At 51.4% G+C, this 22,615-nt stretch carries 28 protein-coding genes and 3 tRNA genes; 15 read left to right on the forward strand and 16 right to left on the reverse strand.

Translation table 11 applies throughout. From position 1 onward, the window contains the following. From IMCC13023_RS07110 to tilS, 8 genes are all read right to left on the reverse strand, one after another. Complete coding sequence (locus IMCC13023_RS07110) at positions 1–468, reverse strand: DUF3180 domain-containing protein (protein WP_050816780.1); 468 nt, start codon at positions 466–468, stop codon at positions 1–3. Continuing rightward, positions 465–956 carry a 2-amino-4-hydroxy-6-hydroxymethyldihydropteridine diphosphokinase gene (folK, locus tag IMCC13023_RS06525; RefSeq protein ID WP_007542566.1) on the reverse strand — a complete coding sequence of 164 codons (492 nt, stop codon included), beginning with the start codon at positions 954–956 and terminating at the stop codon, positions 465–467. Before folK ends, IMCC13023_RS07110 begins: the two co-directional genes overlap by 4 nt. After that, positions 946–1,308 carry a dihydroneopterin aldolase gene (folB, locus tag IMCC13023_RS06530; protein WP_007542568.1) on the reverse strand — a complete coding sequence of 121 codons (363 nt, stop codon included), beginning with the start codon at positions 1,306–1,308 and terminating at the stop codon, positions 946–948. Before folB ends, folK begins: the two co-directional genes overlap by 11 nt. Next, entirely contained in the window at positions 1,305–2,141 is an 837-nt protein-coding gene (folP, locus tag IMCC13023_RS06535) for a dihydropteroate synthase (RefSeq protein ID WP_040325536.1), read from the reverse strand. Before folP ends, folB begins: the two co-directional genes overlap by 4 nt. Further along, positions 2,138–2,695 (reverse strand): GTP cyclohydrolase I, encoded by a 558-nt coding sequence (gene folE / locus IMCC13023_RS06540; protein WP_007542573.1) that lies wholly within the window; start codon positions 2,693–2,695, stop codon positions 2,138–2,140. Before folE ends, folP begins: the two co-directional genes overlap by 4 nt. Beyond that, the gene (gene ftsH / locus IMCC13023_RS06545) at positions 2,685–4,649 is read right to left on the reverse strand and encodes an ATP-dependent zinc metalloprotease FtsH (RefSeq protein WP_040325573.1); all 1,965 of its coding nucleotides are present in this window, start codon (positions 4,647–4,649) and stop codon (positions 2,685–2,687) included. Before ftsH ends, folE begins: the two co-directional genes overlap by 11 nt. A gap of 142 nt (positions 4,650–4,791) precedes the next feature. Beyond that, positions 4,792–5,337 (reverse strand): hypoxanthine phosphoribosyltransferase, encoded by a 546-nt coding sequence (gene hpt / locus IMCC13023_RS06550; RefSeq protein ID WP_007542576.1) that lies wholly within the window; start codon positions 5,335–5,337, stop codon positions 4,792–4,794. Between the two features lie 25 nt (positions 5,338–5,362). Then, on the reverse strand, positions 5,363–6,361 hold the full coding sequence (gene tilS, locus IMCC13023_RS06555) for a tRNA lysidine(34) synthetase TilS (protein WP_007542578.1): 999 nt from the start codon (positions 6,359–6,361) through the stop codon (positions 5,363–5,365). A 47-nt stretch (positions 6,362–6,408) separates the two neighbouring features. Between tilS and IMCC13023_RS06560 the strand changes: the two genes are divergently transcribed. Continuing rightward, positions 6,409–6,888, forward strand: coding sequence for an inorganic diphosphatase (locus IMCC13023_RS06560; protein WP_007542579.1), 480 nt, complete (start codon positions 6,409–6,411; stop codon positions 6,886–6,888). 56 nt (positions 6,889–6,944) lie between these two features. After that, positions 6,945–7,271, forward strand: a complete 327-nt coding sequence (locus IMCC13023_RS06565) for a DF family (seleno)protein (protein ID WP_007542581.1) — start codon at positions 6,945–6,947, stop codon at positions 7,269–7,271. 24 nt (positions 7,272–7,295) lie between these two features. Here the strand turns inward: IMCC13023_RS06565 and IMCC13023_RS06570 are convergent, their stop codons facing one another. Both IMCC13023_RS06570 and IMCC13023_RS06575 read right to left on the reverse strand, forming a co-directional pair. Then, positions 7,296–7,610, reverse strand: a complete 315-nt coding sequence (locus IMCC13023_RS06570; RefSeq protein ID WP_007542583.1) for a lycopene cyclase domain-containing protein — start codon at positions 7,608–7,610, stop codon at positions 7,296–7,298. Continuing rightward, a complete protein-coding gene (locus IMCC13023_RS06575) occupies positions 7,607–7,981 on the reverse strand; it encodes a lycopene cyclase domain-containing protein (protein WP_007542586.1) in 375 nt (124 codons plus the stop codon). The genes IMCC13023_RS06570 and IMCC13023_RS06575 overlap by 4 nt, the downstream gene beginning before the upstream one ends. A 13-nt stretch (positions 7,982–7,994) precedes the next feature. On the opposite strand from IMCC13023_RS06575, the gene IMCC13023_RS06580 reads away from it, so the two are divergent. Continuing rightward, positions 7,995–8,972, forward strand: a complete 978-nt coding sequence (locus tag IMCC13023_RS06580) for a Brp/Blh family beta-carotene 15,15'-dioxygenase (protein ID WP_007542589.1) — start codon at positions 7,995–7,997, stop codon at positions 8,970–8,972. On the opposite strand, the gene IMCC13023_RS06585 is transcribed toward IMCC13023_RS06580, so the two are convergent. Beyond that, positions 8,969–10,168, reverse strand: coding sequence for a C40 family peptidase (locus IMCC13023_RS06585; protein ID WP_040325538.1), 1,200 nt, complete (start codon positions 10,166–10,168; stop codon positions 8,969–8,971). The two genes, IMCC13023_RS06580 and IMCC13023_RS06585, sit on opposite strands and share 4 nt — an antisense overlap. A gap of 124 nt (positions 10,169–10,292) precedes the next feature. Here IMCC13023_RS06585 and IMCC13023_RS06590 point away from each other — a divergent pair. From IMCC13023_RS06590 to IMCC13023_RS06625, 8 genes are all read left to right on the forward strand, one after another. Further along, positions 10,293–10,368, forward strand: a tRNA-Glu gene (locus IMCC13023_RS06590). A gap of 22 nt (positions 10,369–10,390) precedes the next feature. After that, positions 10,391–10,464 (forward strand) — tRNA-Asp (locus IMCC13023_RS06595). Between the two features lie 35 nt (positions 10,465–10,499). After that, positions 10,500–10,572 (forward strand) — tRNA-Phe (locus IMCC13023_RS06600). A gap of 19 nt (positions 10,573–10,591) precedes the next feature. Continuing rightward, a complete protein-coding gene (locus tag IMCC13023_RS06605; protein WP_007542592.1) occupies positions 10,592–11,449 on the forward strand; it encodes an EamA family transporter in 858 nt (285 codons plus the stop codon). Between the two features lie 19 nt (positions 11,450–11,468). Next, on the forward strand, positions 11,469–13,088 hold the full coding sequence (locus IMCC13023_RS06610) for an MFS transporter (protein ID WP_040325539.1): 1,620 nt from the start codon (positions 11,469–11,471) through the stop codon (positions 13,086–13,088). A gap of 32 nt (positions 13,089–13,120) precedes the next feature. Then, the gene (locus tag IMCC13023_RS06615; protein WP_007542596.1) at positions 13,121–13,504 is read left to right on the forward strand and encodes a CrcB family protein; all 384 of its coding nucleotides are present in this window, start codon (positions 13,121–13,123) and stop codon (positions 13,502–13,504) included. Continuing rightward, positions 13,501–13,848 carry a FluC/FEX family fluoride channel gene (locus tag IMCC13023_RS06620; RefSeq protein ID WP_007542598.1) on the forward strand — a complete coding sequence of 116 codons (348 nt, stop codon included), beginning with the start codon at positions 13,501–13,503 and terminating at the stop codon, positions 13,846–13,848. The genes IMCC13023_RS06615 and IMCC13023_RS06620 overlap by 4 nt, the downstream gene beginning before the upstream one ends. 85 nt (positions 13,849–13,933) lie before the next feature. Then, on the forward strand, positions 13,934–14,119 hold the full coding sequence (locus IMCC13023_RS06625) for a DUF3073 domain-containing protein (protein ID WP_007542600.1): 186 nt from the start codon (positions 13,934–13,936) through the stop codon (positions 14,117–14,119). On the opposite strand, the gene IMCC13023_RS06630 is transcribed toward IMCC13023_RS06625, so the two are convergent. Genes IMCC13023_RS06630 through IMCC13023_RS07335 form a run of 5 tightly spaced genes read right to left on the reverse strand, consistent with a single transcriptional unit; the run spans position 14,120 to position 17,755 of the window. Continuing rightward, positions 14,120–14,491, reverse strand: coding sequence for a hypothetical protein (locus tag IMCC13023_RS06630; RefSeq protein ID WP_007542602.1), 372 nt, complete (start codon positions 14,489–14,491; stop codon positions 14,120–14,122). Then, the gene (gene purM, locus IMCC13023_RS06635; protein WP_007542604.1) at positions 14,481–15,587 is read right to left on the reverse strand and encodes a phosphoribosylformylglycinamidine cyclo-ligase; all 1,107 of its coding nucleotides are present in this window, start codon (positions 15,585–15,587) and stop codon (positions 14,481–14,483) included. The genes IMCC13023_RS06630 and purM overlap by 11 nt, the downstream gene beginning before the upstream one ends. Next, complete coding sequence (gene purF / locus IMCC13023_RS06640; protein ID WP_007542606.1) at positions 15,584–17,080, reverse strand: amidophosphoribosyltransferase; 1,497 nt, start codon at positions 17,078–17,080, stop codon at positions 15,584–15,586. The genes purM and purF overlap by 4 nt, the downstream gene beginning before the upstream one ends. After that, complete coding sequence (locus IMCC13023_RS06645) at positions 17,080–17,361, reverse strand: hypothetical protein (RefSeq protein ID WP_007542608.1); 282 nt, start codon at positions 17,359–17,361, stop codon at positions 17,080–17,082. The genes purF and IMCC13023_RS06645 overlap by 1 nt, the downstream gene beginning before the upstream one ends. 52 nt (positions 17,362–17,413) lie before the next feature. Then, on the reverse strand, positions 17,414–17,755 hold the full coding sequence (locus tag IMCC13023_RS07335; protein ID WP_007542610.1) for a sterol carrier family protein: 342 nt from the start codon (positions 17,753–17,755) through the stop codon (positions 17,414–17,416). Between the two features lie 54 nt (positions 17,756–17,809). Between IMCC13023_RS07335 and purD the strand changes: the two genes are divergently transcribed. The 4 genes from purD to gcvT all read left to right on the forward strand — a co-directional run bounded on the left by purD (position 17,810) and on the right by gcvT (position 22,615). Continuing rightward, the gene (purD, locus tag IMCC13023_RS06655; RefSeq protein WP_040325581.1) at positions 17,810–19,045 is read left to right on the forward strand and encodes a phosphoribosylamine--glycine ligase; all 1,236 of its coding nucleotides are present in this window, start codon (positions 17,810–17,812) and stop codon (positions 19,043–19,045) included. Then, positions 19,046–19,894, forward strand: a complete 849-nt coding sequence (locus tag IMCC13023_RS06660; protein ID WP_007542613.1) for a phosphoribosylaminoimidazolesuccinocarboxamide synthase — start codon at positions 19,046–19,048, stop codon at positions 19,892–19,894. Between the two features lie 105 nt (positions 19,895–19,999). Further along, the gene (locus IMCC13023_RS06665) at positions 20,000–21,502 is read left to right on the forward strand and encodes a SulP family inorganic anion transporter (protein WP_040325582.1); all 1,503 of its coding nucleotides are present in this window, start codon (positions 20,000–20,002) and stop codon (positions 21,500–21,502) included. A 33-nt stretch (positions 21,503–21,535) separates the two neighbouring features. Beyond that, positions 21,536–22,615: a glycine cleavage system aminomethyltransferase GcvT gene (gcvT, locus tag IMCC13023_RS06670; protein ID WP_050816782.1), complete on the forward strand. Its 1,080-nt coding sequence runs from the start codon at positions 21,536–21,538 to the stop codon at positions 22,613–22,615.

Raw genomic sequence — 22,615 nt, forward strand, 5'->3', positions numbered from 1 at the left:
TCAATCGGAATCAGAACTCGGAGGCGTTTTGCAGTTCCACTGCGAAACCAATCCTCCGACTGTTAACGCTACGGCTCCAATCAACCCGAACGAGCTAGTTAGCATCAAATTCTCTGGAGCAACGCTAAAACTTAAGAGCCAGATAATCAGGCCGACGTGCCAGCCGGCGAACAACGCGCCAGCCAAAACCGACGCTCTTGCCAGAATCAAAACCCGAACGGCATAAAAGGGATTTGGCCTCTCCGGCCGTATTCCTTCTTTGTAACTTCCAAGCCGTTTGCGATATCGGTAAATCGGAAAACTGAATATGTAATTTGCAAGAGCCAGCAACAGCAAGCTAATTGGCAGGCTGATTGGGCTTGCAGGAAAAACATAGCCAAACCCGGCTGAGAGCTGGGCCGCGACAAGACCCAGGACTAGACCGACAACTGAAAATCCAGCAACTGATTTGCCCATCGATCCGTTCACTGGATTACCCAGACCATCGAATCCATGCCCTCTGCCAACTCCTTGACTGGGCCGAGTCCAGTCAGCGCGGCCTCTGGATCTACTTCCAACCAGGGAATCAAAACGAACGCTCTCTCTTGCGCTCTAGGGTGAGGAATGACCAACGACTTTGTCTCAACGACGCTGGTCCCAAATATGATGATGTCTAGATCAAGAGTGCGGGCTGCCCATTTGGTCGAACGAATCCTGCCGAATTTATTCTCGATTTCGTTGAGCCTCGACAGTAACTTCTTGGGAGAAAGAGAAGTGTCGATGATTGTCACGGCGTTTATATACTCCGGCTCATTTGGATCGACACCCTGCTCAGTGAGGGCCTGGGAGCGGTATTTTTTGGAGTTCGCAACTAGTTCAACGCCGCGAAGTTTACCGATTTGTTTTTGAGCCTTAGAGATAGTTTTTTCTTTATCGCCCAGGTTTGCTCCCAGAGCTATGACGGCCCTAGTTTTCATCTCTTGATCCAGCCAGGGTTACTGACACATCTTGAAATTTTTGGCTGAGTGGGGCGTTTGGTTTGTGAACAGTGACTGTTGAACGAAGAACCCGCGGATCATATTTCAAACACGCACTAACCAGAGCCCTCGACAATGACTCAATTAGATCAAATCGCGTTCTTGCTGATAACTCAGTTACCAAATCAGCGATAGCAGCATACGAAACGGTGGAATCAATAGAATCCTCCAAACCAGAATCAACATCCAGGTGAATATCAATCAGAAACTCTTGACCGAAGTCCTTTTCATGCTGCTGGACACCGTGATAGCCGAAAACCGATAGGCCGTCGATTCTGATTTTATAAATCACTTGGTCTCCTGATGATTCTTCAAGGAAGAAACGATGGCAATTGCATCGCTGGTGCTTTGAACGTCGTGAACCCTCACACCCCATAGTTTTCGCTGAAGCAACAAAGCTGTCAAGACCGCAGTTGCAACATCTCGTCTCGGCATAGACACTGAAGCCGGATCTTGGGCGCTCAACGCGTGAGCCAAAAATCGTTTTCTGGAAGCCCCAACCAAGACCGGTAGCCCCAGTTGCTCAAGCTCATCTAGTCGATTCACTAGGTCCCAGTTTTGGTAAATGTCTTTTGCAAAACCTAGGCCCGGATCAACGACAATTCGACTTCTTGAGATCCCGGCAGCCACCGCCATAGCGACCTGCTCGGCCAGCTCCGCAACAACCTCGCGTGCGACATCAGAGTACTGAGCCATGGATTCCATTTTGTCGGCGTGACCGCGCCAGTGACCGAGCACATACTTGCAATCTAGGTCCTGAATGGCAGCAAACATCTGAGGGTCCGAAAGTCCGCCAGAGATGTCATTGACGATGTTTGCGCCAGCTTTCACAGCTTTTCTTGCAGTCGCAGCGTTCATTGTGTCGACCGAGATGGTGATGCTCAAATCACTCTTGATCGCCTCAATAACCGGAAGAATCCTCGCCTGCTCTTCGGCCGGAGTCACCCTCACTGCTCCCGGCCTTGTCGACTCTCCACCGACATCAATAATTTGCGCCCCCTGAACGCTCAACATACTCGCCTGCGCCAGAGCCCTCGCAGGTTCTAAGAATTGCCCGCCGTCACTAAAAGAGTCGGGGGTTACATTCAGCACACCCATTAGTAGCGGCCTAGTCCAGCCCGTCATGATTTTTTATTTATTAGCCCCAGAACCTCAGCGCGATAGCTGGGTTCTGTGTATAGGCCCCTTGATGCCAAGGTCACGGTATTTACATCTGGTTGGCGAGCACCCCTGGATGCAACGCACTGATGCCTGGCTTCAATAACAACTAAAACACCTTTGGCGTCTAGCGCCTCTTCAAGGGCATCCGCCACCTCGGCGGTTAGGTTCTCTTGCAGTTGGGGCCTTGCCGCCAGAACCTCAATCACACTCGCAAGTCTTCCAAGACCCGCCAGCTTTTTGTTCGGCAAATAGGCAATGTGAGCGACTCCGGTAAATGGAAGTAGGTGATGCTCACAGATCGACACCAGCTCGATGTCCTTGAGGATTACCGCCTCGGCATTGACTGCTTCAAACATGTCGCCGATTACGCTTTGAGGATTAACCCCAATGCCGCGAAAAAAAGAAGTGTATGCCTCAGCAACTTTGGTGGGAGTGTTTTTCAAAGCAGGCCGGTTGGGATCTTCGCCGATTGCCTCGAGAAGTTCGACTACTGCCGCCTTGATGCGATCAGTCTGCATTTTTGACTGCCGGTTCTGTTTTGTCCTCAAGAGCTTCTAGCTGAACAACCTTGCGCTTGGGAACTGCAATCGGGCCCTTGTTGGTTCCGGTGCGCTTGGTTGAGGATCGCCATGCGGTTCTTGCCGGAACCTTCTTCACGGCCTTGAAGATCTTTGCTATCTCGTCTTGATTTAGGGTCTCCTGCTCAAGCAATGATTTAGCCAGCTTGTCCAGAACAGCTCTGTTCGTCGTTATGGCTTTATAGGCCTCATCTTGGGCGCGATCCAGAATTGCACGTACTTCCGCGTCCACCTGCTGAGCCATCTCGTTTGAGTAGTTCGCGTGGGTCGCCAGTTCGCGGCCCAAAAACGGCTCGTTGTTTCCGCTGCCAAGAGAGATGGCACCAATCTTTTGACTCATGCCGTACTTGGTAACCATCTGGCGGGCAATGCTCGTTGCCTTCTCAAAGTCGTTAGAGGCTCCGGTAGTCGGATCCTTGAACACAACTTCTTCTGCGATACGGCCTCCCATTGCGTAGGCAATCTGATCCAGAAGCTGGTTGCGGCTAATTGAATAACGATCTTCCATCGGCATAACCATGGTGTATCCAAGTGCTCGCCCTCTTGGCAAAATAGTGACCTTTGTAACCGGGTCCGAATAGTTTCCCGCACCGGCAACAAGTGCGTGACCGGCCTCGTGATATGCAGTTACCAGACGCTCTTGATCTTTCATGATCGAGGACTTCTTCTGCGGTCCGCCGATGACGCGGTCAATTGCCTCATCGATAATCTCGTCGGTTATCTCGGTGCGGTTGAGTCTCGCGGCCAGGAGTGCAGATTCGTTCAGCACGTTTGCAAGATCAGCACCGGTGAACCCAGGTGTGCGCCTTGCAATAAGACTCAAGTCCACGCCTTCGGCAATTGGCTTCGACTTTGAGTGGACCTTCAGAATCTTTGCGCGACCCTTTAGGTCAGGAGCAGTCACGCCAACTTGGCGGTCGAATCTGCCCGGGCGCAACAGGGCTGGATCCAAAACATCCGGTCGGTTCGTTGCAGCGATCAAAATAACGCTAGCGCTGGTGTCAAAGCCATCCATCTCAACCAGCAACTGATTTAGAGTCTGCTCACGCTCATCGTTACCACCGCCAATTCCAGTTCCGCGGTGACGTCCAACGGCGTCGATCTCATCGATGAAAATAATTGCGGGGGCAGCCTGCTTGGCCTGCTCGAAGAGATCTCTAACTCGAGAAGCTCCGACTCCCACGAACATCTCTACGAAGTCAGAACCTGAAATCGAGAAAAAAGGAACGCCGGCTTCGCCCGCAACTGCCTTGGCGATCAGGGTCTTTCCGGTTCCCGGAGGGCCGTAAAGCAGCACGCCTCGAGGAATCTTTGCGCCCATGTCCAAAAACTTCTTCGGGTTCTTAAGGAAATCTTTTAGCTCTGTGAGCTCTTCGATTGCCTCTTCGATCCCCGCAACATCATCGAAGGTGACGTTTGAGGTCTCCTTTGTGACCATCTTCGCTTTGGATTTACCAAATTGCATAACCCCGCGGCCACCGCCAGACATGGAGCTCATCAAGAACCAAAAAAGTGCTCCAATAATTATGAACGGCAGCAACGAGCCCAGGATTGCTAGATACCAGGGGGTAGAAGGTACTTCGTCTGTCCAGCCCTCTGAAATTTGAGAGTCCGCCACAATTTCAGCAACAGTTACAGCTCGACCTGACACAAAGTAGAACTGAACGCTCTGGCCGTACTCGGCATCCGGGTTTCTAAGCTCTACGTCGACTCGCTGGTCGCCATCAAAAATGGTGACCTTTTCAGCGTCACCGGATTTAATCATCTCCAGGCCAACTTGAGTGTCAACCTTTGTGAACTGCTGGGCCCCAATAAGGCTTGTGCCGATCAGAAGAACCGACAGCGCGAGCGCTATCCAAAGCCATGGGCCACGCAAAAACTTCTTAAAAGTCATTGGGGTCTTTGCTTTGCTCTTGTCTTTAGAGGCCAGGTCCTTCGAAGAAGCTTCGTCTTTTATAGCTATTTCTTTTTCGGTCAGGTCTTTTTTGGGTGCGGTGTCTTTTTTAGTTGCCATGTCTTTATTCGATGCCATTCGTTTAAGAGTAGACCGCAGGTGACAGCACGCCAACTCCGTCTAATGATCGGTAACGCTCGTTGTAGTCGAGTCCGTAACCAACTACGAACTCATTGGGGATATCAAACCCCACCCACCTGACATTTATCTGAACCTTTGCTGCATCTGGCTTGCGAAGCAAAGTGACTACCTCAACCGAGGCTGCGCCACGGTTGGCAAGGTTGGTGGTTAGCCAAGAAAGAGTCAGACCAGAATCGATGATGTCCTCCACGATCAACACGTGTCGGTCGGTGACGTCAGTGTCAAGATCCTTGAGGATTCTTACTACCCCTGAAGAAGTTGTTCCGGAACCGTAGGAAGAAACTGCCATCCAGTCTTGAGAGGTGGAAAGCTGCATTGCTCTTGAAAGATCTGCCACGAATGGCACAGCACCTTTTAGAACGCCGACTAACAGCGGATCTTTCCCTTGGTAATAAGAATCAATCTGTCCAGCAAGCTCTAAAACCTTCTCGGCAATTTGGTCTGCAGTGACTAGCACCGTCGTAATGTCTGGGTGATTTAGGTGCAATGCACGGCTCCCGTTTGATAGATGGTTAGACGCTTTTAAAGACAAGCTCTTGGCTTACTCGCTCTACTGTAATGCCAGAAAGAACCAGCTTGTTTTGTCCGTGCCAATTAGTAATAAGTTCATCGATTCCGATCACTTGGGATCGAGAAACAGTCTTTGCACCGGCAGCAATTACCGTTTCAAACAGCGCCCTTCGGCGAAGCCCCGGCAGCACTCCTGAAAGGCTTGCAATCGATAACTTAGTTTCGTTACTCGAACTTGACACGGTTGCCTCTGCAACAAGCTCTCGAGCCATGGAAAGCAGAACATCATCTGACTCACTGGCAAGTTCGGCAGTTCTGGCAATAGCGCTCGCGAACCCAGGACCAAGCTCGGCTTCCATTGTGTCAAGTAGCTGTCGAATACGCACTCGGGTGAACTTAGGGTCTTTGTTGTGAGGGTCCTGCCAGGCTTCGATATCTTGGTCAAGACAGGCCTGCAAAAGCACATCACGCTTGATGCCAAGCAAAGGCCTAGCTAGTTTTTTGTTTTTATCAAAATCTTGCATACCCGCAATTGAGCGCAAGCCCGAGCCGCGCGTGAGTCCCAGCAAAACCGTCTCGGCTTGATCTTCAAGGTTGTGGCCCAGGAATATGACCTCGGCACTGACTAGCTTTCGAGCACGCTCTAGAGCTTCATATCTGGCAGTTCTGGCAGCCGCTTCCGGGCCATTGCCGGTTTCGGCCACGGTAATAGTTTCGATGACTACTGGATCAGCACCGAGTTCTTCCAGTTTTGCGGCGGTCGACTGCGCGACCTCGCTCGAGGCTTTTTGCAAACCATGATCAACCACTACTGCCGTTACTCGAAGGCCAAGTTTTGGGCCTTCGAAAATTAGCGCTGCGGCCAAAGCCATGGAATCTGGACCACCTGAACAGGCCACTAAAACTCTCGAGTCTGGTTCAAGATTTAGCGCCTCAAGACTGTCCCGCACGGCTCGACGAACATCGGCAACTGCCGGAGTCAGTCGATTTCTAATAACCATCGCTCCCAATTCGCTAATCTTTTAGCTAAGCCTATTGAGGAGAAGCCTTGTCATACGACGTAGTTATTGAGATTCCACGCGGTTCCAGAAACAAATATGAGGTCGACCACGAAACTGGTCGTGTCTATCTAGACCGAGTTTTGTTCACCCCGTTTGTCTATCCGACCGACTATGGCTTCTTCGAAAACACCCTTGGCGGCGACGGAGACCCACTAGATGCATTGGTTTTGCTTGAGTTCCCACTGTTTCCGGGTGTTGGCGTGAAAGTTCGCGCCGTGGGCATGCTGGTGATGGAAGACGATGGCGGAGTTGACGAAAAAATAATTTGCGTTCCTGCCAAAGATCCTCGTTGGGACCACATTCAGGATCTAAGCGATGTTCCTTCTCAGACCAAAAATGAAATTGAGCACTTTTTCACCCACTACAAAGATCTAGAGCCCGGCAAGTGGGTAAAGATTCAAGGCTGGGCGGACAAAGATGCAACCCAAAAGGTCATCGACGCCGCCTACGCAAACTACAAGGGCTAGCAATACAGATTTTTGGGACGTAGGTTCCAGTAACTTCCCCGCAGAAGGGTTCTCAGATGCAAATCGAAGTACTTCACATCGATGAGTGCCCGAACCTCGAGGATGCTATGGCTTCCCTGGCGGAGGTACTGGAAGAACTGAGCCTTGGCCATATCTTGATAACTTCGACCCTAATTCGCTCTCCAGCAGAGGCCGCTAAGCACCGATTCGCGGGGTCACCCACTGTCCTAATCGAGGGACTTGACGCTGTTCCAGGAACGGAACCAACCTCAAACCTGGCTTGTCGTATTTACCGCGATGGCCAAAAGATAGCTGGCAGCCCTGACAAAGATTCGCTCCGCAAAGCGATCCAGGCACACTTGCGGGCTAACAACTCTGAGTAAACCTTTGTCAGCGCGGTGGTGCACCTAACGCCTTTTGGGAGATTTCGGGGTCGGCCCAACCCATTCCCAAATCAGCATCGTCAATGTGACGAGTGCGAATCCAAAAAAGAGATCTTCAATTGGCGCGTAAGCGATTCTGGTCCCGGTAATCGCTTCAGAGTTGTATGTGACGATTTTTTGGCTGGTCAAATAGCCGTTGGTTAGTAGCTGAAAGAAACTGATGATGGCCCACGAAATCCAAAATTGCGGTCTTGAAATAAGGCCGGATTTCATAACGGCTATGCCAAAGACAAACACCACGATCACTGCAATTCCTGCCAGCAACGAATAGGTGATCATTTTTTGACCCTTCTGACGCGGGCAATCCAACTTTTAACCGTGGGAAAGAAGTTTGTTACCCCTTCCAAGGTCAAGATGCCAGCAATCGGAATGATGATGAAAAATCCATACTCTTCAAGGGGAATCCCAAAGGGCCCAAAAATACCAAGAGTGAGCTCCTCTGAAAAAAACCAGTGGCGGTTTGCAATGGCGAAAGCGTCCCAAAGTACAAACACGGGTGCTACAAGGGTGATGGTTTTTAGGAGCCTCATGGGGTCCCGAAGCACACGGAGTCGAAATGCAAATTCCAGCCAAAACGAAGCCAGAACTACGAACCCGAGCATTGCCAGGTAGGACCATTCTCCAAACAACTTTGGTCTTCCCTCCAGCACTAGGCTTCCAATAATGGTGACTTCCGAGATAAGACTTTTGAAAAACCTCAGGGCTTTCTCACGCTACTGCATTTTGTTTGGCATTCTTACCTCGCTCATATTTCTAGCCCTTGGCGGACTGCCAATTGGCTGGCAAGTGGTACTTGCCCTAGTAGCTCTCACGGTTGGAATTCCGCACGGTGCTGTGGATCACATCATTTCCGTTCCCAAGTTTGCAAGCGGCAGAATGGCGCTTTTCTTGATTGGCTACCTAAGCGTCGTTGGCATTGCTATCTGGGCGATTCTCAGCGCCAATCTTTTAGGCTTTCAGCTCATTGTGTTGATGAGCGCGATTCACTTCGGCATCGGGGATGCCGCCTTTATTTCTGAACTAGATACAAGGCAGCGAAACAAATCGAAGTTTCCCAAACTGCCCTACATAATTGCGTCGGGTTTCACGCCGGTGATTATTCCACTGTCGAATTCGGAGAGCGCTGCGGCACTGAATGAGGTAAATCCCATCTTGGTGAATTGGGCGGGCTCAATAGCACCGTTACTTTTTTCCGGCATGGTGACCATTTCGCTAGCAAGCATCATTTGGATGCTGGTCAAGAAAAGACATCAAGAAGCGATTGACCTAAGCCTGCTTTTGGTTTTGGCACTGGTGGCTCCGCCGCTAGTCGCATTTGCGTTTTACTTTGGCTTTTGGCACGCGCTTCGTCACACCGGGAGACTCTCTCTTGAAATTCAGACATCAACCAAACTGCACGAGCTGGGCAGGCCAATGGCCGCGCTTGGAAGGGCAATCTGGGCCGGTGTGCCGGCGCTATTCATAGTGATCGCTTTTACCGTGGTGCTCGGTTTAGTTCAAGGCTTTGAGTTTGGGCAAGACCTGCTGTGGTATTTGCTGGTTGTGATTTGGGCACTGACAGTGCCGCACATGGCTCTTACGCTGCGGCTTGATATCAAGGCTCTGCGGTCTAGCAGCCCAAAAAATTCGGTGTTGCCCTAGGCAGTTGGCCTTCCGGCATATGGCCAAATTTCACCGTAGCGAACCGGAACAATTCTCACGGTTCTGGCTGGGTTTGGAGCTTCCAGCATCATGCCGTCACCCAGGTAGATGGCGACGTGGTACTTGTCACCGGAAAATGCTGTTTCTTTGCTCCACCAAATTAGATCTCCGCGCTGGACGTCCTGAAACGGGACCAGCCTTTTCGCACTTGCCAACACGTTGTATTGAGCGGTGGCTGAGTGCCAGCCGATATAAACTCCAGCCGCCGAGTAAGCCTTCATCGTGATTCCGGAGCAGTCCCAAACATTCGGGCCAGAGCCTCCAAGAACATATCTTTCGCCGAGCTGTTCATTGGCGAAGGAAATCGCGGTTTCCACCTTTGACCAATCTGGCTCAGCGACGCTGTAAAGCTCTGGGGCAGTCGGTGCGGACTTCACTAGGTTTTGCCTGCGCTCGGCCTCTAGGCCCTCGATGCGCTGGCGCTCAACATCGTCTGCGGTGTCTTTCAGGGTCGCTAATTGGCTCATCATGTTGGCGCGCTGGCGCTCAGATTCTTTTACCTTGGCGATAACTGCGTCTGCCGCCGCTTTGGCTTCAGCAAATATCTTTTCGGCTTCGACTTCGAAGCCCTGCAATTCTTCCTTCGCGCTGGATAGCTCCTCAGCCAATGATTTGGCTTGAGTCTGCTTATCGATTGCTGCCTCGTAGATTGCGCCGGTCCGCTGAGCAAGCATGTCTTGCATTGTCAGCTGATAAAGCAAATCTTCTGCGTTTCCAGGATTAAAAAATAACTCTAGGGTCGTGTTTCCACTTGCTTGATCGCGATACATCTTGCCGACTATTTGCGCCAGTTGGATCTTCGCGTCTTCGGCTTCTGTTGCTGCCAGCTCGACCTTGGACTGTAGTCCGTCAACCTTGGCGGACATCTGTGCGACTGCTTCAACCGCCTGGTTGTACTCTTCGTTTTTTTGAAGAGCGACTACTTCAAGAGCGTCTGCCTCAATCCGAATGGTTTCCAGAATGCCCTCAATGCGCTCGACCATTTTTTGTTTTTCCTGGACGCTTGCTTTTGCTGCTGCAACCTCGGCGGCGGTGGGATAACTGGGCACGGCATAGGCGGGCGCTAGCAGGACGCTGGTGAGCAAAATGCCCACTCCAGCGAGAGCTGCGACTACTTGTTTACGACCTAATTTCAAAATACCTCCGGGCAATTAGGGTAACTGAAAGGCTCAACTAATGACTGAAGGTTTTCTGTGTGTTGCCAACTGGCTATTTGACCAGTAATGTTTACCTCGGTGCTTTTGAAGTTGCCAACTTCATGGCCCCATCGTTTAGCGGCCTAGGACGCTGCCCTTTCACGGCGGTAGCACGGGTTCGAATCCCGTTGGGGTCACCAGGCGATGTCATTAGCACCATTTGACCCTGTAGCGCAGTTGGTTAGCGCGCCGCCCTGTCACGGCGGAGGTCGCGAGTTCAAGTCTCGTCAGGGTCGCTTCGCCTAGTGCGAATGGTGGGGTATTACCCCACGGCTCTGTAGCTCAGTTGGTAGAGCGAACGACTGAAAATCGTTAGGTCACCGGATCGACGCCGGTCGGAGCCACATTGGAAGAAGGCGGATAGTGACCATCATTTTTGGCCTACTGTCCGCCTTTTCTTATGGTTACGCAGATTTTGTTGGGGCTCTCGCAGCAAAACGAATTCGTGCGGTTGCCGCAACCACATACTCTTTTAGCGTCGGTCTAGTTCTCGCAATAATTTTCAGTCTTTTCATAGGTGCTGATTATTCAGCCCAAACAATTCAAGCTGGCGCTCTAGCCGGCATAGCGGCAGCCGTTGCACTTAGCTGCCTATACGCAGGTCTCGCAATTGGTCCGATCTCCATCGTGAGCCCGCTGACGGCGGTTATTTCAGCGATCATCCCAGTCCTAGTAGATGTTGCATCTGGGCAAGAGCTGTCTAACTTCGTGGTTATCGCGGTGGTGCTAATTCTGATCGCCGTTGTTTTAGTCGGTTTTGTGCCGGGCCAGAATGTGACACTTCCCTCTCCGCTAGCTCTTGCCTATTCGGTTGGTGCTGGGCTCGGTTTTTCGGGGATCTTCTTGTTCCTTGATTCTGCCGCTGCCGATTCGGGGCTTGCAGTCTTGGTTGTCATGAAAGCAGTTGGACTAGTGCTCCTGATTGGCGGTCTTTTTGTGCTTTGGGTTAGAGCACCAAAGAAGGCCTTCATAGAAAGAATCGTTGACTACAAATTAGCCGGCCTGTTGTTGCTAGCAGGGCTTGGCGATGTTTTGGGTAACGTGACTTTCTTGATTGCCACAAGATCCGGCGCTCTCGCAGTTGCCGCGGTGCTAACAGCTCTTTACCCGGTGGGAACGATATTGTTAGCACGGGTGTTTCTAAAAGAACGAATTGCCTTATCCCAGGGGGCAGGAATAGTTTTGGCGCTTGGGGCATGTGCGCTCCTTGCAATCGGTTAATAAAATAGAAATGAGCAACATGGCATCGCAAACCTCCTCGCGCAAACGATGGATCGGCCTTGTGTTTATTTCAATGGCCATTTCCCTGGTGATCATTGACGGAACCATCGTCAACACAATTTTCCCGGCCATAATCGAAGAACTTGACTTGTCATCCACTGAGGTTCAGTGGGTTCAAGAAAGCTACATCTTGGTCTTTGCCTCCTTGCTGTTAGTCTTTGGATCACTTGCGGACCGCTTCGGCAGAAAGCGAATTCTGAACCTTGGAATCGTGGTCTTCATCATCGCTTCGGTTTGGGCTGGTCTGACCGAGTCTTCAACCGAGTTGATCTTGGCAAGGGTTGTTCAAGGTGTCGGTGGAGCGATGGTGCTCCCAACAACACTTTCGCTAGTCAATGCGAACTTCCAGGGCCGCGAACGCGGCATTGCCTTTGGGATTTGGGGATCAACCATCGGTGGCATGGTGGCCGTTGGTCCGGTACTTGGTGGCTGGCTGGCAACAGACTTTACTTGGCGCTGGGCGTTCATGATTAACCTGCCACTTGGAATCATTATTTTGGCCGGGCTTCTTTGGCTAGTGCCAGAATCAAAGTCTCCGCAGCGTGCCGGTGGCATCGACTGGATCGGAGCAGTTATCTCCGTGGTCATGTTCTCGACTCTGGTCTTTGGGCTTATTGAAGGGCGCATCTACGGCTGGTGGACACAGACTGAAAAGCAATTTAGTCTCGGTGACTTTATGTGGCCAGCGGACTCAATTTCGGTTATTCCAGTGGCGCTTGCTATCTCGATAATTGCGAGCGTGGCTTTTGTGCGCTGGGAAATCAGACAGGAAAAGGCCCACAAAAACGTGATCCTGGATCTCGGTCTATTTTCAATTACTTCATTTAGAAACGGCTCTATCGCAGCCGGAATCATCTCGATGGGTGAGTTCGGAATCTTGTTCGCGCTGCCACTTTGGCTGCAAAACGTTCTCGGTCTCTCCCCAGTCAGTTCAGGTTTGGTTTTGCTCTGGCTTGCAGGAGGCGCCTTCTTGGCAAGTGCCATCGGTGGCGCAATGAGCGGCAAATTACCGCCGGCAAGAGCCGTCCAGGCTGGTGTACTGCTTGAGTTAGTAGCCGTAATCGGCATCGCACTTCTGGCCAGCACCGAAAGCGGCTGGGTCGCGGTTGCTCCGCTGCTGTTTATTTATGGAATCGGTATTGGTTTGGCTACGGCCCAACTAACCGGAGTTGTTATGCAGGATGTCCCAATGGAGCAAAACGGCCAGGGATCCGGATCACAATCGACTGTCCGTCAGGTTGGTTCCGCCCTGGGTATCGCAGTCCTTGGATCGATGCTGTTCACCGGGGTTCAAGGAAACTTGGAAACCAGGTTGCAGGACACCGGTTTGACTGCCCAGCAGCAGACGCAGGTTATTGAACTTGTCGTTGACTCTGCCGGAGGAGCAATCCCGGTACTCGATGAAATACTTCTTCCTCAGCAGGTTTCCCAAGAGGTAGTCGACGAAGTCGTTTATCAGTCCGGTGAGGCCTTCACAGAGGGTGTTCACTTGGCTGCTTGGGCGGCAGGGTTGTTCTTGTTCTTAGGCTTCCTGTCAACCTTCCAGCTTGGAAGAAAATCAAAGGTGCCGCTGGCATAACTGGAGCGTTTTTCATTGGCTAGGCTTGGGTTGTGACTGAAAACTGGAGAATGGCTGGGTACGTCTTCATTGGAGGCGCCCTGGGAACAATGCTTCGGTATTTTCTATCGGAAGCGATTTCTGTTACCGCTGAATTTCCTACCGGTGAGTTGATAGCACTGACCACAATCAACCTTCTTGGGGCTCACTTTTTGGGTCTAACCGCAAGGCTTCCCTACTTCCAAACCTTGTGGTGCAAGTGGCTGTGGGCCTACGGCTTCGCCGGTGGGTTTACTACCATGAGCGCGGTGACGCTATTTGCGGATATAAACGGGCTGACATGGGAGATTTTCGCGATGATGTCTGGTGGAATTGCTAGCTACGGTGCCGGCTGGCACCTCGGCAGAAGAATTCAGCAAAGGGCTGACGCAAAATGAGTAACCCGATCTTGTTGACGCTTTTGATCGGTGTTTTTGGTGGCTTAGGAAGCATCGCACGGGTATTCATGATTCGGTGGGCCGGAGTATTGCCCTTTGGCCTCTTTCTCACAAATGCCGTGGCAGCGGCCTTGGTTGGTTACATTCACGCGGGAAACCTCGGACAGGATTACCTGGTGATCGGCATTGTTGGACTAGCTGGCGGCCTATCTACCTTCTCAGGCATAGCTAGAGCTGGCTTCGATTTTTACCATCGCGGCCGAATAGCCCAAATGCTCTTGACCGGAGCGATCAGCATAGTTGTTCCACTACTTACCCTCACACTGGCTTTGAGGTTCACTTAGCCCTGTTAGAATTTGAGCATAGATTCCCACAGGTTTCCTGGGTAGCGGTTTTACCCAGATTAGTTAGAGAAAAAGGGGGCTCGCCATGGGGCGTGGCCGTCAAAAAGCTAAGAACACCAAGGTTGCCAGAGAGCTTAAGTACTACAGCCCGGCAACCGACTACTCTGCGCTTGAAGCAGAACTCAGTCACGCACCAGAGGGCGAACCTCAATATGAGGACAAATGGGCTGACCTGTATGACGATGAAGAAACCGAAGAAGAGCCTGCCTAGCTACCAAGCAGTTGCAGCAACAACCAGCCCAACTAAGATCTCCAGATTGATTCTAGAATCCGAGTAGTCCTCGGTCATTGCGAAACTTTCACCATCTTCAGAGGCAATTCGAACCGTCAAGTCCGCATTTTCCAGATAAGCAATTGCCTCCTGCTTGCTCATCCCAATTACCTGACAACCGGCCAACTTGGTCTCGGCATGCTTTTCGGAGAACTGATCGGGGCTGGTATCAATGAAGCAAAGCTCGTTTGGAGAATCAAGAACGCTTGAAACTGAAGCATTACTTGCCCCGGTTATCAGGCCAATAACAAATGCGGCCGAAGCCAACAGCAAGCCAATTACCGCGACAACGGCAGTTTGTTTATTTGGCATACTCCCCAACTAGTCGAACCGAGCCGCCATGCGTGCCCTTGGCTGAAGACAAGTAGCCCTTTGATTCTGCGTTTTCGGGCTTTCGCTCTATGACACCTAGTTGCCAGCTTGAGACTCCAAGCTCTCTCAGGCTTCCCATGATTGCGGAAGCACTGTCCTCACGAACCACAATCGCAAAGCCAAGACCTAGGTTCCAAGTTGACTCCAAGTCGAACAGTTCAATACCTGCTGATTCGGCAAGAACCTGGAAGACCGGTTGTGGCTGCCAGGTGGAACGTTGAACATCCAAGGACACATGAGCAGGTAAAACCCTAGACAGGTTTGCCGCAATGCCGCCCCCGGTGATGTGACTCATGGTTGAAAACTTATTTTGGTAACGAACATCTTGAAGAAGCTTGTTTAGAACTCCGGTGTAGAGGGCAGTTGGCTCTAGAAGCTCCTCGCCTAAGGTTCTTCCAAACTCCGCAATCAGATCGGTGTATTGCCAGTTGTTATCAGCAACAATCTTTCGAACCAATGAGTAGCCATTTGAGTGCAAACCTGATGATTGCAGCCCTAAAACAACATCTCCAACTTGGACTTTTTCGCTCGAGAGAATCTTGTCCTTTTCAACGACTCCGACTGCGGCCCCCGCCACGTCATACTCATTTGGCTCTAAAAGCCCAGGGTGTTCGGCCGTTTCACCGCCAACTAGGGCCACATCCACAGCCTTACAGGCCTTAGCGATACCTCTGACAATGTCTGCTATTCGAGCCGGCTCCAATTGACCGCAGGCTATGTAATCGGTCATAAACAAACTGCGAGCGCCGGTTACCACGATGTCGTCAACAACCATGCCGACTAAGTCCTGGCCAATGGTGTCGTGCTTATCCATTGCCTGCGCGATAGCAACTTTTGTGCCAACGCCATCGGTGGAGGTTGCAAGAATTGGGTGGTCGTAGGATTTCAAGATGCTGGCGTCGATCATGCCGGCAAAGCCGCCAAATCCACCTAAAACTAAATTGTTGTGGGTGGCAGAAACAGCCTGTTTCATAAGCTCTACGGCTTTGTCACCGGCTTCAGTGTCAACTCCAGAGGCTGCATAGGGATTGGTCATGACTTGTGCACGTGCCCCTCTGCCTCGATGGTTGCAACTGAGCGTTCCAACAAGTTCTTGCCCAAACGATCTGCGGCGGGGAGCTCTATTGGATATTTACCGGTGAAACATGCGGTGCAGAGCTTTTCCTCGGGCTGGTTGGTAGCTTCGACCATGCCGTCTTTGGAAAGGTAGCCAAGCGAATCAGCTCCGATTGATTGCCTGATGTCCTCCATGGCAAGACCAGAAGCTAGCAATTCGGCTCTCGATGCAAAATCAATGCCGTAAAAACATGGCCAGGTGATTGGCGGGCTAGAAATACGAACGTGAACCTCGGCGGCTCCCGCTTCTTTCAACATCTTCACTAGAGCGCGCTGGGTATTACCTCTAACAATCGAATCATCAACCACAATTAGGCGCTTGCCCGCAATTACCGCCTTGAGCGGATTAAGTTTCAGCCTGATACCTAATTGGCGAATTGTCTGGGAGGGCTCGATGAAGGTTCTACCGACGTAAGCGTTCTTTACTAGTCCATGCCCAAAAGGAATACCAGACTGTTCGCTGTAGCCAATGGCGGCCGGTGTTCCGGACTCTGGAGTCGGCATCACCAAGTCGGCCTCGACTGGATGTTCCTTGGCTAAGGTTCTACCCATTTCAACTCTTGCCTCGTAGACCACACGTCCACTGATAGCCGTGTCGGGTCTGGCTAGATACACATACTCAAACACGCAGCCGGCTCTTTTTTCCTCGGCAAACTTAGAAGAACGGAGTCCGCTTTCGTCGATTGCAATCAATTCGCCAGGTTCAACCTCGCGAACGTAAGAAGCTCCAACGATATCGAGTGCAGCCGACTCGGATGCAACTACCCAGCCACGCTCCAGCCGCCCAAGAACAAGCGGCCTAACGCCTTGCGGGTCTCTTGCCGCATACAAAGTTGATTCATCCATGAACACCAAGCAGTAAGCGCCCTTGACTTTTGGTAGTAGCTCAATCGCAGTTTGCTCAAGCGAACTATCCGGGTTTCCAGTTAGAAGCGCGGTCAGCACAGCGGTGTCAGTGGTATTCCCCCCACGAAGTTCTGATTCGTGGTTCGGGTAGCGCTCATCGAGGAGTTCCAGTAACTCAGCGGTGTTGGTTAGGTTCCCGTTGTGGCCAAGTGCGACAGTGCCGTAGGCAGTCCTACCTAAGGTTGGCTGAGCATTTCTCCAATGCGAAGCCCCGGTGGTTGAGTAACGAGTGTGGCCGACGGCAATGTGGCCCTTCAGGGATTCCAGTGCCGCCTCGTTGAAAACCTGTGAGACCAGCCCCATGTCTTTATAAACCAAAATGTTTTCGCCGGTTGAAGTCGCAATGCCGGCAGACTCTTGACCTCGGTGCTGAAGTGCGTAAAGACCAAAATAAGTAAGTTTAGAAACTTCTTCGCCAGGCGCCCAGACTCCAAAAACTCCGCACTGATCCTGCGGGCCCTTCTCGCCGGGGAGAATGTCGTGGTTTAGTTTTCCGTCACCGCGCATCACTGACTCACTCTGTTGACTACTGCTCGTTTGGTGCGACGCGAGGAAATTAGGTCAAAGGCAATTGCAAACACAACACCTAGACCAAGCCCGAGGCTTCCAAGAGCCACCAGCAACAAGCCAAGAACATTCGCATTAGATCTAGTGGCATCAGGAATAAGCAGGTTCAAACCAAAAGCCAGCAAAACCCCAAGCACTGCACCTGTTAGCGCGAAGGCTAGAACCTTAGGCGCGCGACGGATTTCTACTTCCTCGGAGTTGTCTTGATTTTTTTTGGCCACGGCTCAATATAATCACGCAATTGCCGCTCGCTACCGAATCAGAACGAAACGGCTAACTTTTGAATGGAAAAACCCTTGCAAGCTCACCTGTTTTTTCGCCGGAGAAATGGCAGCCAGGCTTCGTTCTAGCCTCGTCAAAAGTCATGTCGCCCGAGCAAAGTGCGATAAAGGCCTCTGGGCTAAGCTCCACAACATTTGGTGGGGTGCCCCTGCGGTGATTCATGCCCTCGATGCATTGAACTGCCCCAAATGGTGGCACTCGTAATTCAACCGTTCCACCGCGATGGTTTTTTTCAATCTGCTGCAGCAAGTATCGAACTGCAGTTGGCAGCTGTTCCGAAAGATCGGCCATTGCAGCCTGCCCATCGGATTGCGAAATCTGTTTTCCTGCCATCTGACAATTATGGCGAGTGTGGCCGGACTTACTCGAATTGGTAAACTCTTGCAAATGAGGATTTTGGTCGTAGGTTCCGGTGCACGAGAGCACGCGATTATCAAGGCGCTTATCAGAACCGGCACCCATGCCAACGACATCGTCTGTGCTCCAGGAAACAAATACATAGCCAAACAGGTCGAGGTTCGAGCCCTTGATGATGCCTGCGACAAGCTTGCTGTGACGAGAATTGCCCTCGAAGAAGCAGTTGACTTGGCCATTATTGGGCCAGAAGCCCCGCTGGTTGCGGGAGTGGCAGATGCACTTCGAACCCAAGGAATTCCAGTTTTTGGGCCTAATCAAAAGGCTGCTGCCCTAGAGGGCAGCAAGCAGTTTGCCAAAGAAGTAATGGCCGCTCAGGACATCCCAACCGGAATGTCCAGACGCTGCGACACAATGTCTGAAGTACAAGTCGCAATGGACCAGTTTGGCGCCCCTTATGTAATTAAGGCCGACGGACTTGCGGCAGGAAAAGGCGTCATTGTCACTTCAGAAAAACAAGAAGCCCTTGATCACGCAGCTAAGTTTTTGGACGAGGGCGTTTTAGTCGAGGAGTTTTTGGAGGGCGAAGAGGTAAGCCTGTTTTTCCTATCCGACGGCAAGACCGTCATGCCACTTAGTCCTGCCCAGGATTACAAGCGTGCATTCGATAACGATGAGGGCCCAAACACCGGCGGCATGGGCGCCTACTCACCTCTTCCTTGGCTTCCCGAGGGCTTCGTCGAGGAAGTCACAAAAAGAATTGCTCAGCCCACAATCAATGAACTAAAAAAGCTTGACGCCGAATTTATTGGCCTGCTCTACTGCGGACTGATAATTACGGACCGCGGAATCAGGGTCATTGAATACAACGCTCGATTTGGTGACCCGGAGACTCAAGTTGTGCTGGCAAGGCTGACAACAAATCTTGCTGAGTTACTGATGAGTGCTGCCAGCGGCAAACTAGATGTTGGGCCGGTAGCTGAGTTTTCAGAAAAGGTAGCGGTAACGGTTGTCCTAGCCTCCGAGGGATACCCAACGACAACCGCACAGGTTCGTGAAGTCAGCGGCATTGAAAGTGCCGAAAGCATGGACGATGTTGAAATCTGTAAAGCCGGTGACACCGGAAGAGTGCTTTCGGTTGTTGGCCTTGCCGATTCATTTCCAGAAGCTAGGGCACTTGCCTACGAGGGCATGTCCAGAATCAAGCTTGAAGGCTCGCACTTCCGCACCGACATTGCGCTAAAGCTTGAAGCGAAAGCTGCCGGTTAAATGGAGATTCCAGGCTTTAGTCATCTTTACTCGGGCAAAGTCCGAGATCTTTACACCCCAGAGGCACCGGAGTTCCAACACCTGGTCCTCGTGGTTGCAAGCGATCGCATCAGCGCTTTTGACACTGTCCACTCGCCCCAGATTCCAGGCAAAGGCGAGAACCTAACCAGGCTCACCAACTTTTGGTTTGACCGGCTCGATGTCGCAAACCACAGAAGCGACGAACTAGCAGTTCCAGAAGTCGTAAAAGACCGGGCGATGATTGCCAAGCGCTTGGACATGTATCCGGTTGAGTGCGTAGTCCGGGGATACATTTCTGGCTCTGGCTGGAGCGAGTATTTAGAAACCGGCGCAATCTGCGATGTCAAGCTCCCGGCCGGTCTCCAATTTGGTGACAAGCTGCCGGAGCCAATTTTTACACCCGCCTTCAAAGCCGAGCTCGGTGAAAAAGATCAGAACATAAATTTCGAAGAGACGATCAGGCTGGTGGGCCAAGAAATTGCCGAAAAACTGCGCGAGACCAGCCTAAAAATCTTCGAAGGAGCAAGCCAGGTAGCCGGTGAGTCTGGGCTGATTCTTGCCGACACCAAGTTCGAATTTGGCAATGACCCAAAAACCAACGTTCTTACTCTCGGCGATGAGGTTCTGACACCCGACAGTTCTAGATATTGGGACCAGGAACTTTGGATTCAGGGAGTAAGGGACCAAAGCTTTGACAAGCAAGGTGTTAGAGACTGGCTCAAAGAAAACTGGGATCTAAAAACCGCTCCGCCAGTGTTGCCACATCAAATAGTTAGTGAAACTTCCACCAAGTATGAAGAGCTCTCTAGCCGTCTGGGAGCCATCTAACGTAGACTGGCAGTTATTCGAGGCGCAGATTTACGCGCCCACCCCTGTCCGGCAACCAAAGAAGCCAAGAATTTGAACTATTTAAAAACAAAGCTAGGTGCGCTTTTGTCGCGTACCGATCCTCGCTATCGTCCACGTCCAACCGTTCGAGAGGCCCTGAGAAGCCCAAAGCTGCTGCTTAGAGAATCCCTGGCTGGCTTAGTGGTTGCACTCGCGCTAATCCCAGAGGCAATTAGCTTCAGCATCTTGGCTGGCGTCGACCCAAGGGTCGGACTATTTTCTAGCTTCGTAATGGCAATCACAACTTCGATTCTTGGTGGTAGGCCGGCAATGATTTCAGCTGCTACCGGCGCAATTGCGCTGGTGATCGCCCCAGTTGCCAGAGATTACGGACTCGACTACTTGCTTGCAACCGTCATCTTGGGTGGGGTGTTTCAACTGGTGCTAGCAGCTCTTGGAGCCGCGAAGCTCATGCGCTTTATCCCACGAAGTGTGATGCTCGGGTTCGTAAATGCTCTTGCAATCTTGATTTTCATGGCTCAGCTGCCGCACCTAATTGGCGTGCCATTCGCGGTGTATTGGTTGGTGGCCCTCGGCCTACTTGTAATGATCGGCATGCCTCGTCTCACCAAGGTGATCCCAGCGCCACTGGTTGCAATTGTTCTTGTAAGCGCAATGGTTTTGATCATGGCGATCACGGTTCCTACCGTTGGCGACGAGGGTGAATTACCTCAATCATTGCCTGAACTATTGACACCAAACGTGCCACTGACTCTTGAGACATTCAACATCATTGCCCCTTACGCACTTGCCATGGCTTTGGTTGGCTTACTGGAGTCTTTGATGACTGCAAAGTTGGTTGATGAGATTACCGACACTCACAGCCAGAAGACTAGGGAGTCGCTGGCTCAGGGTGTTGGGAACATTCTTTCGGGCTTCTTTGGTGGAATGGGCGGTTGCGCAATGATCGGTCAAACGATGATCAACGTCAAGGCATCCGGCGCCAGAACCAGAATCTCGACTTTCTTAGCAGGTGTGTTCCTGTTGATCTTGGTGGTGAGCCTCGGAGACATAGTGGCTCAGATTCCGATGGCTGCTCTGGTAGCGGTTATGTTGATGGTTGCCTTTGGAACCTTCAATTGGCACAGTGTTCAGCCCAGCACGCTAAAGCGGATGCCAGTGAGCGAAACTGCAGTCATGCTGGCAACCGTTGCAGTTGTGGTCTGGACTCACAACCTTGCAATAGGCGTGATAGTCGGAGTGGTTGTTGCCATGATTGCATTCGCTAGACGAGTTGCCCACTTCGCTTCGGTCACCAGAACCGTTGGTGGAGATGATGAAGTGTCCGTGGCTTATTACACGGTTGAAGGCGAGCTGTTCTTTGCCTCGAGCAACGACCTAACTACGTTGTTTGAGTACTCCGATGACCCTGATGAAATTGTCATTGATGTCACCGATTCACATATCTGGGATGCATCGACAATTGCGGCCCTGGATTCGATCACAACTAAGTACGAAAACATGAATAAAAACGTCTACATCAAGGGCATGAACAAGGCCAGCGAGCGCCTTCACGGTCAGCTGACTGGAAACCTCGGTCAAGACTGAATTTAGTTTCAAAATAGTGACTATTCTTTTTATGTGCTGAATACACTTCTGAAACCTGAGCATGACAAGCTGGGAGCCAGCTTTACCGAGTTCGGTGGCTGGGAGATGCCCGTGCGATACGGCTCAGACATCGACGAGCACCATAGTGTCAGAAATAGCTGTGGCCTTTTTGATATCAGCCACATGGCAGAAATCAGAGTGACCGGCCAAGCCGAAGAATTTCTTGATTACGCGCTAATTTCCAAGCTGTCTGAAATCGAGAACGGCCGCGCGAAATACACCATGATCTGTGACGATCAGGGCGGCATCATTGATGACCTGATTGTTTATCGCCTCGATGATGATGAGTTCATGATCGTTGCCAATGCTGGCAACCAGCACCAAGTAGTTGAGGCGCTAAAAAATCGCCTAGAAAACTTTCCAGACACCAGAGTCGCTGACGAATCTGGCCGCTGGTCACTGATCGCAATGCAAGGCCCAAAAACAAAAGAGATACTCGGGACACTTGTTGATGTCGACCTTACTGTTCTGAAGTATTACTCGATTGCAAGTGCGGTACTGGATGGCAAAGATGTTTTTCTAGCCCGAACCGGTTACACCGGCGAAGACGGCTTTGAAATCTTTGTTGAAGGAGACCCAAGCGGTGTCTGGCAATTATTGCTTTCACAAGAAGGGGTATCGCCCTGCGGCCTAGCCTGCAGGGACACTCTCAGGCTTGAAGCCGGCATGCCACTTTATGGTCACGAGCTAAATAAAGACCTCACGCCCTTTGCCGCAAATCTCGGCAAGGTAATACGTTTTGATAAGCCAAGCTTCGTCGGCAAAGAGGCCCTTGAGCAACGAAAGTCTCCCAAACAAAAACTCTTTGGCCTTCAGGGTGATGGCCGCAGGGCTGCAAGAGCCGACTACGAGATCTTCTTGCCGGGCGGAACTGATTCAATCGGAATGGTTACTTCTGGAGTGTTGTCGCCAACCTTGCAGGTGCCAATCGCGTTGGCGCTCCTAAACGCCGATGCCGGTTTGGAGATTGGCTCTGAAGTAGAGGCAGATGTTCGTGGAACGAGAATTTTTTACAAAGTAGTTGAGTTACCGTTTTATAAGCGCGGAAGGTAA

It is taken from the genome of Candidatus Aquiluna sp. IMCC13023 (assembly GCF_000257665.1).
GTDB lineage: Bacteria > Actinomycetota > Actinomycetes > Actinomycetales > Microbacteriaceae > Aquiluna.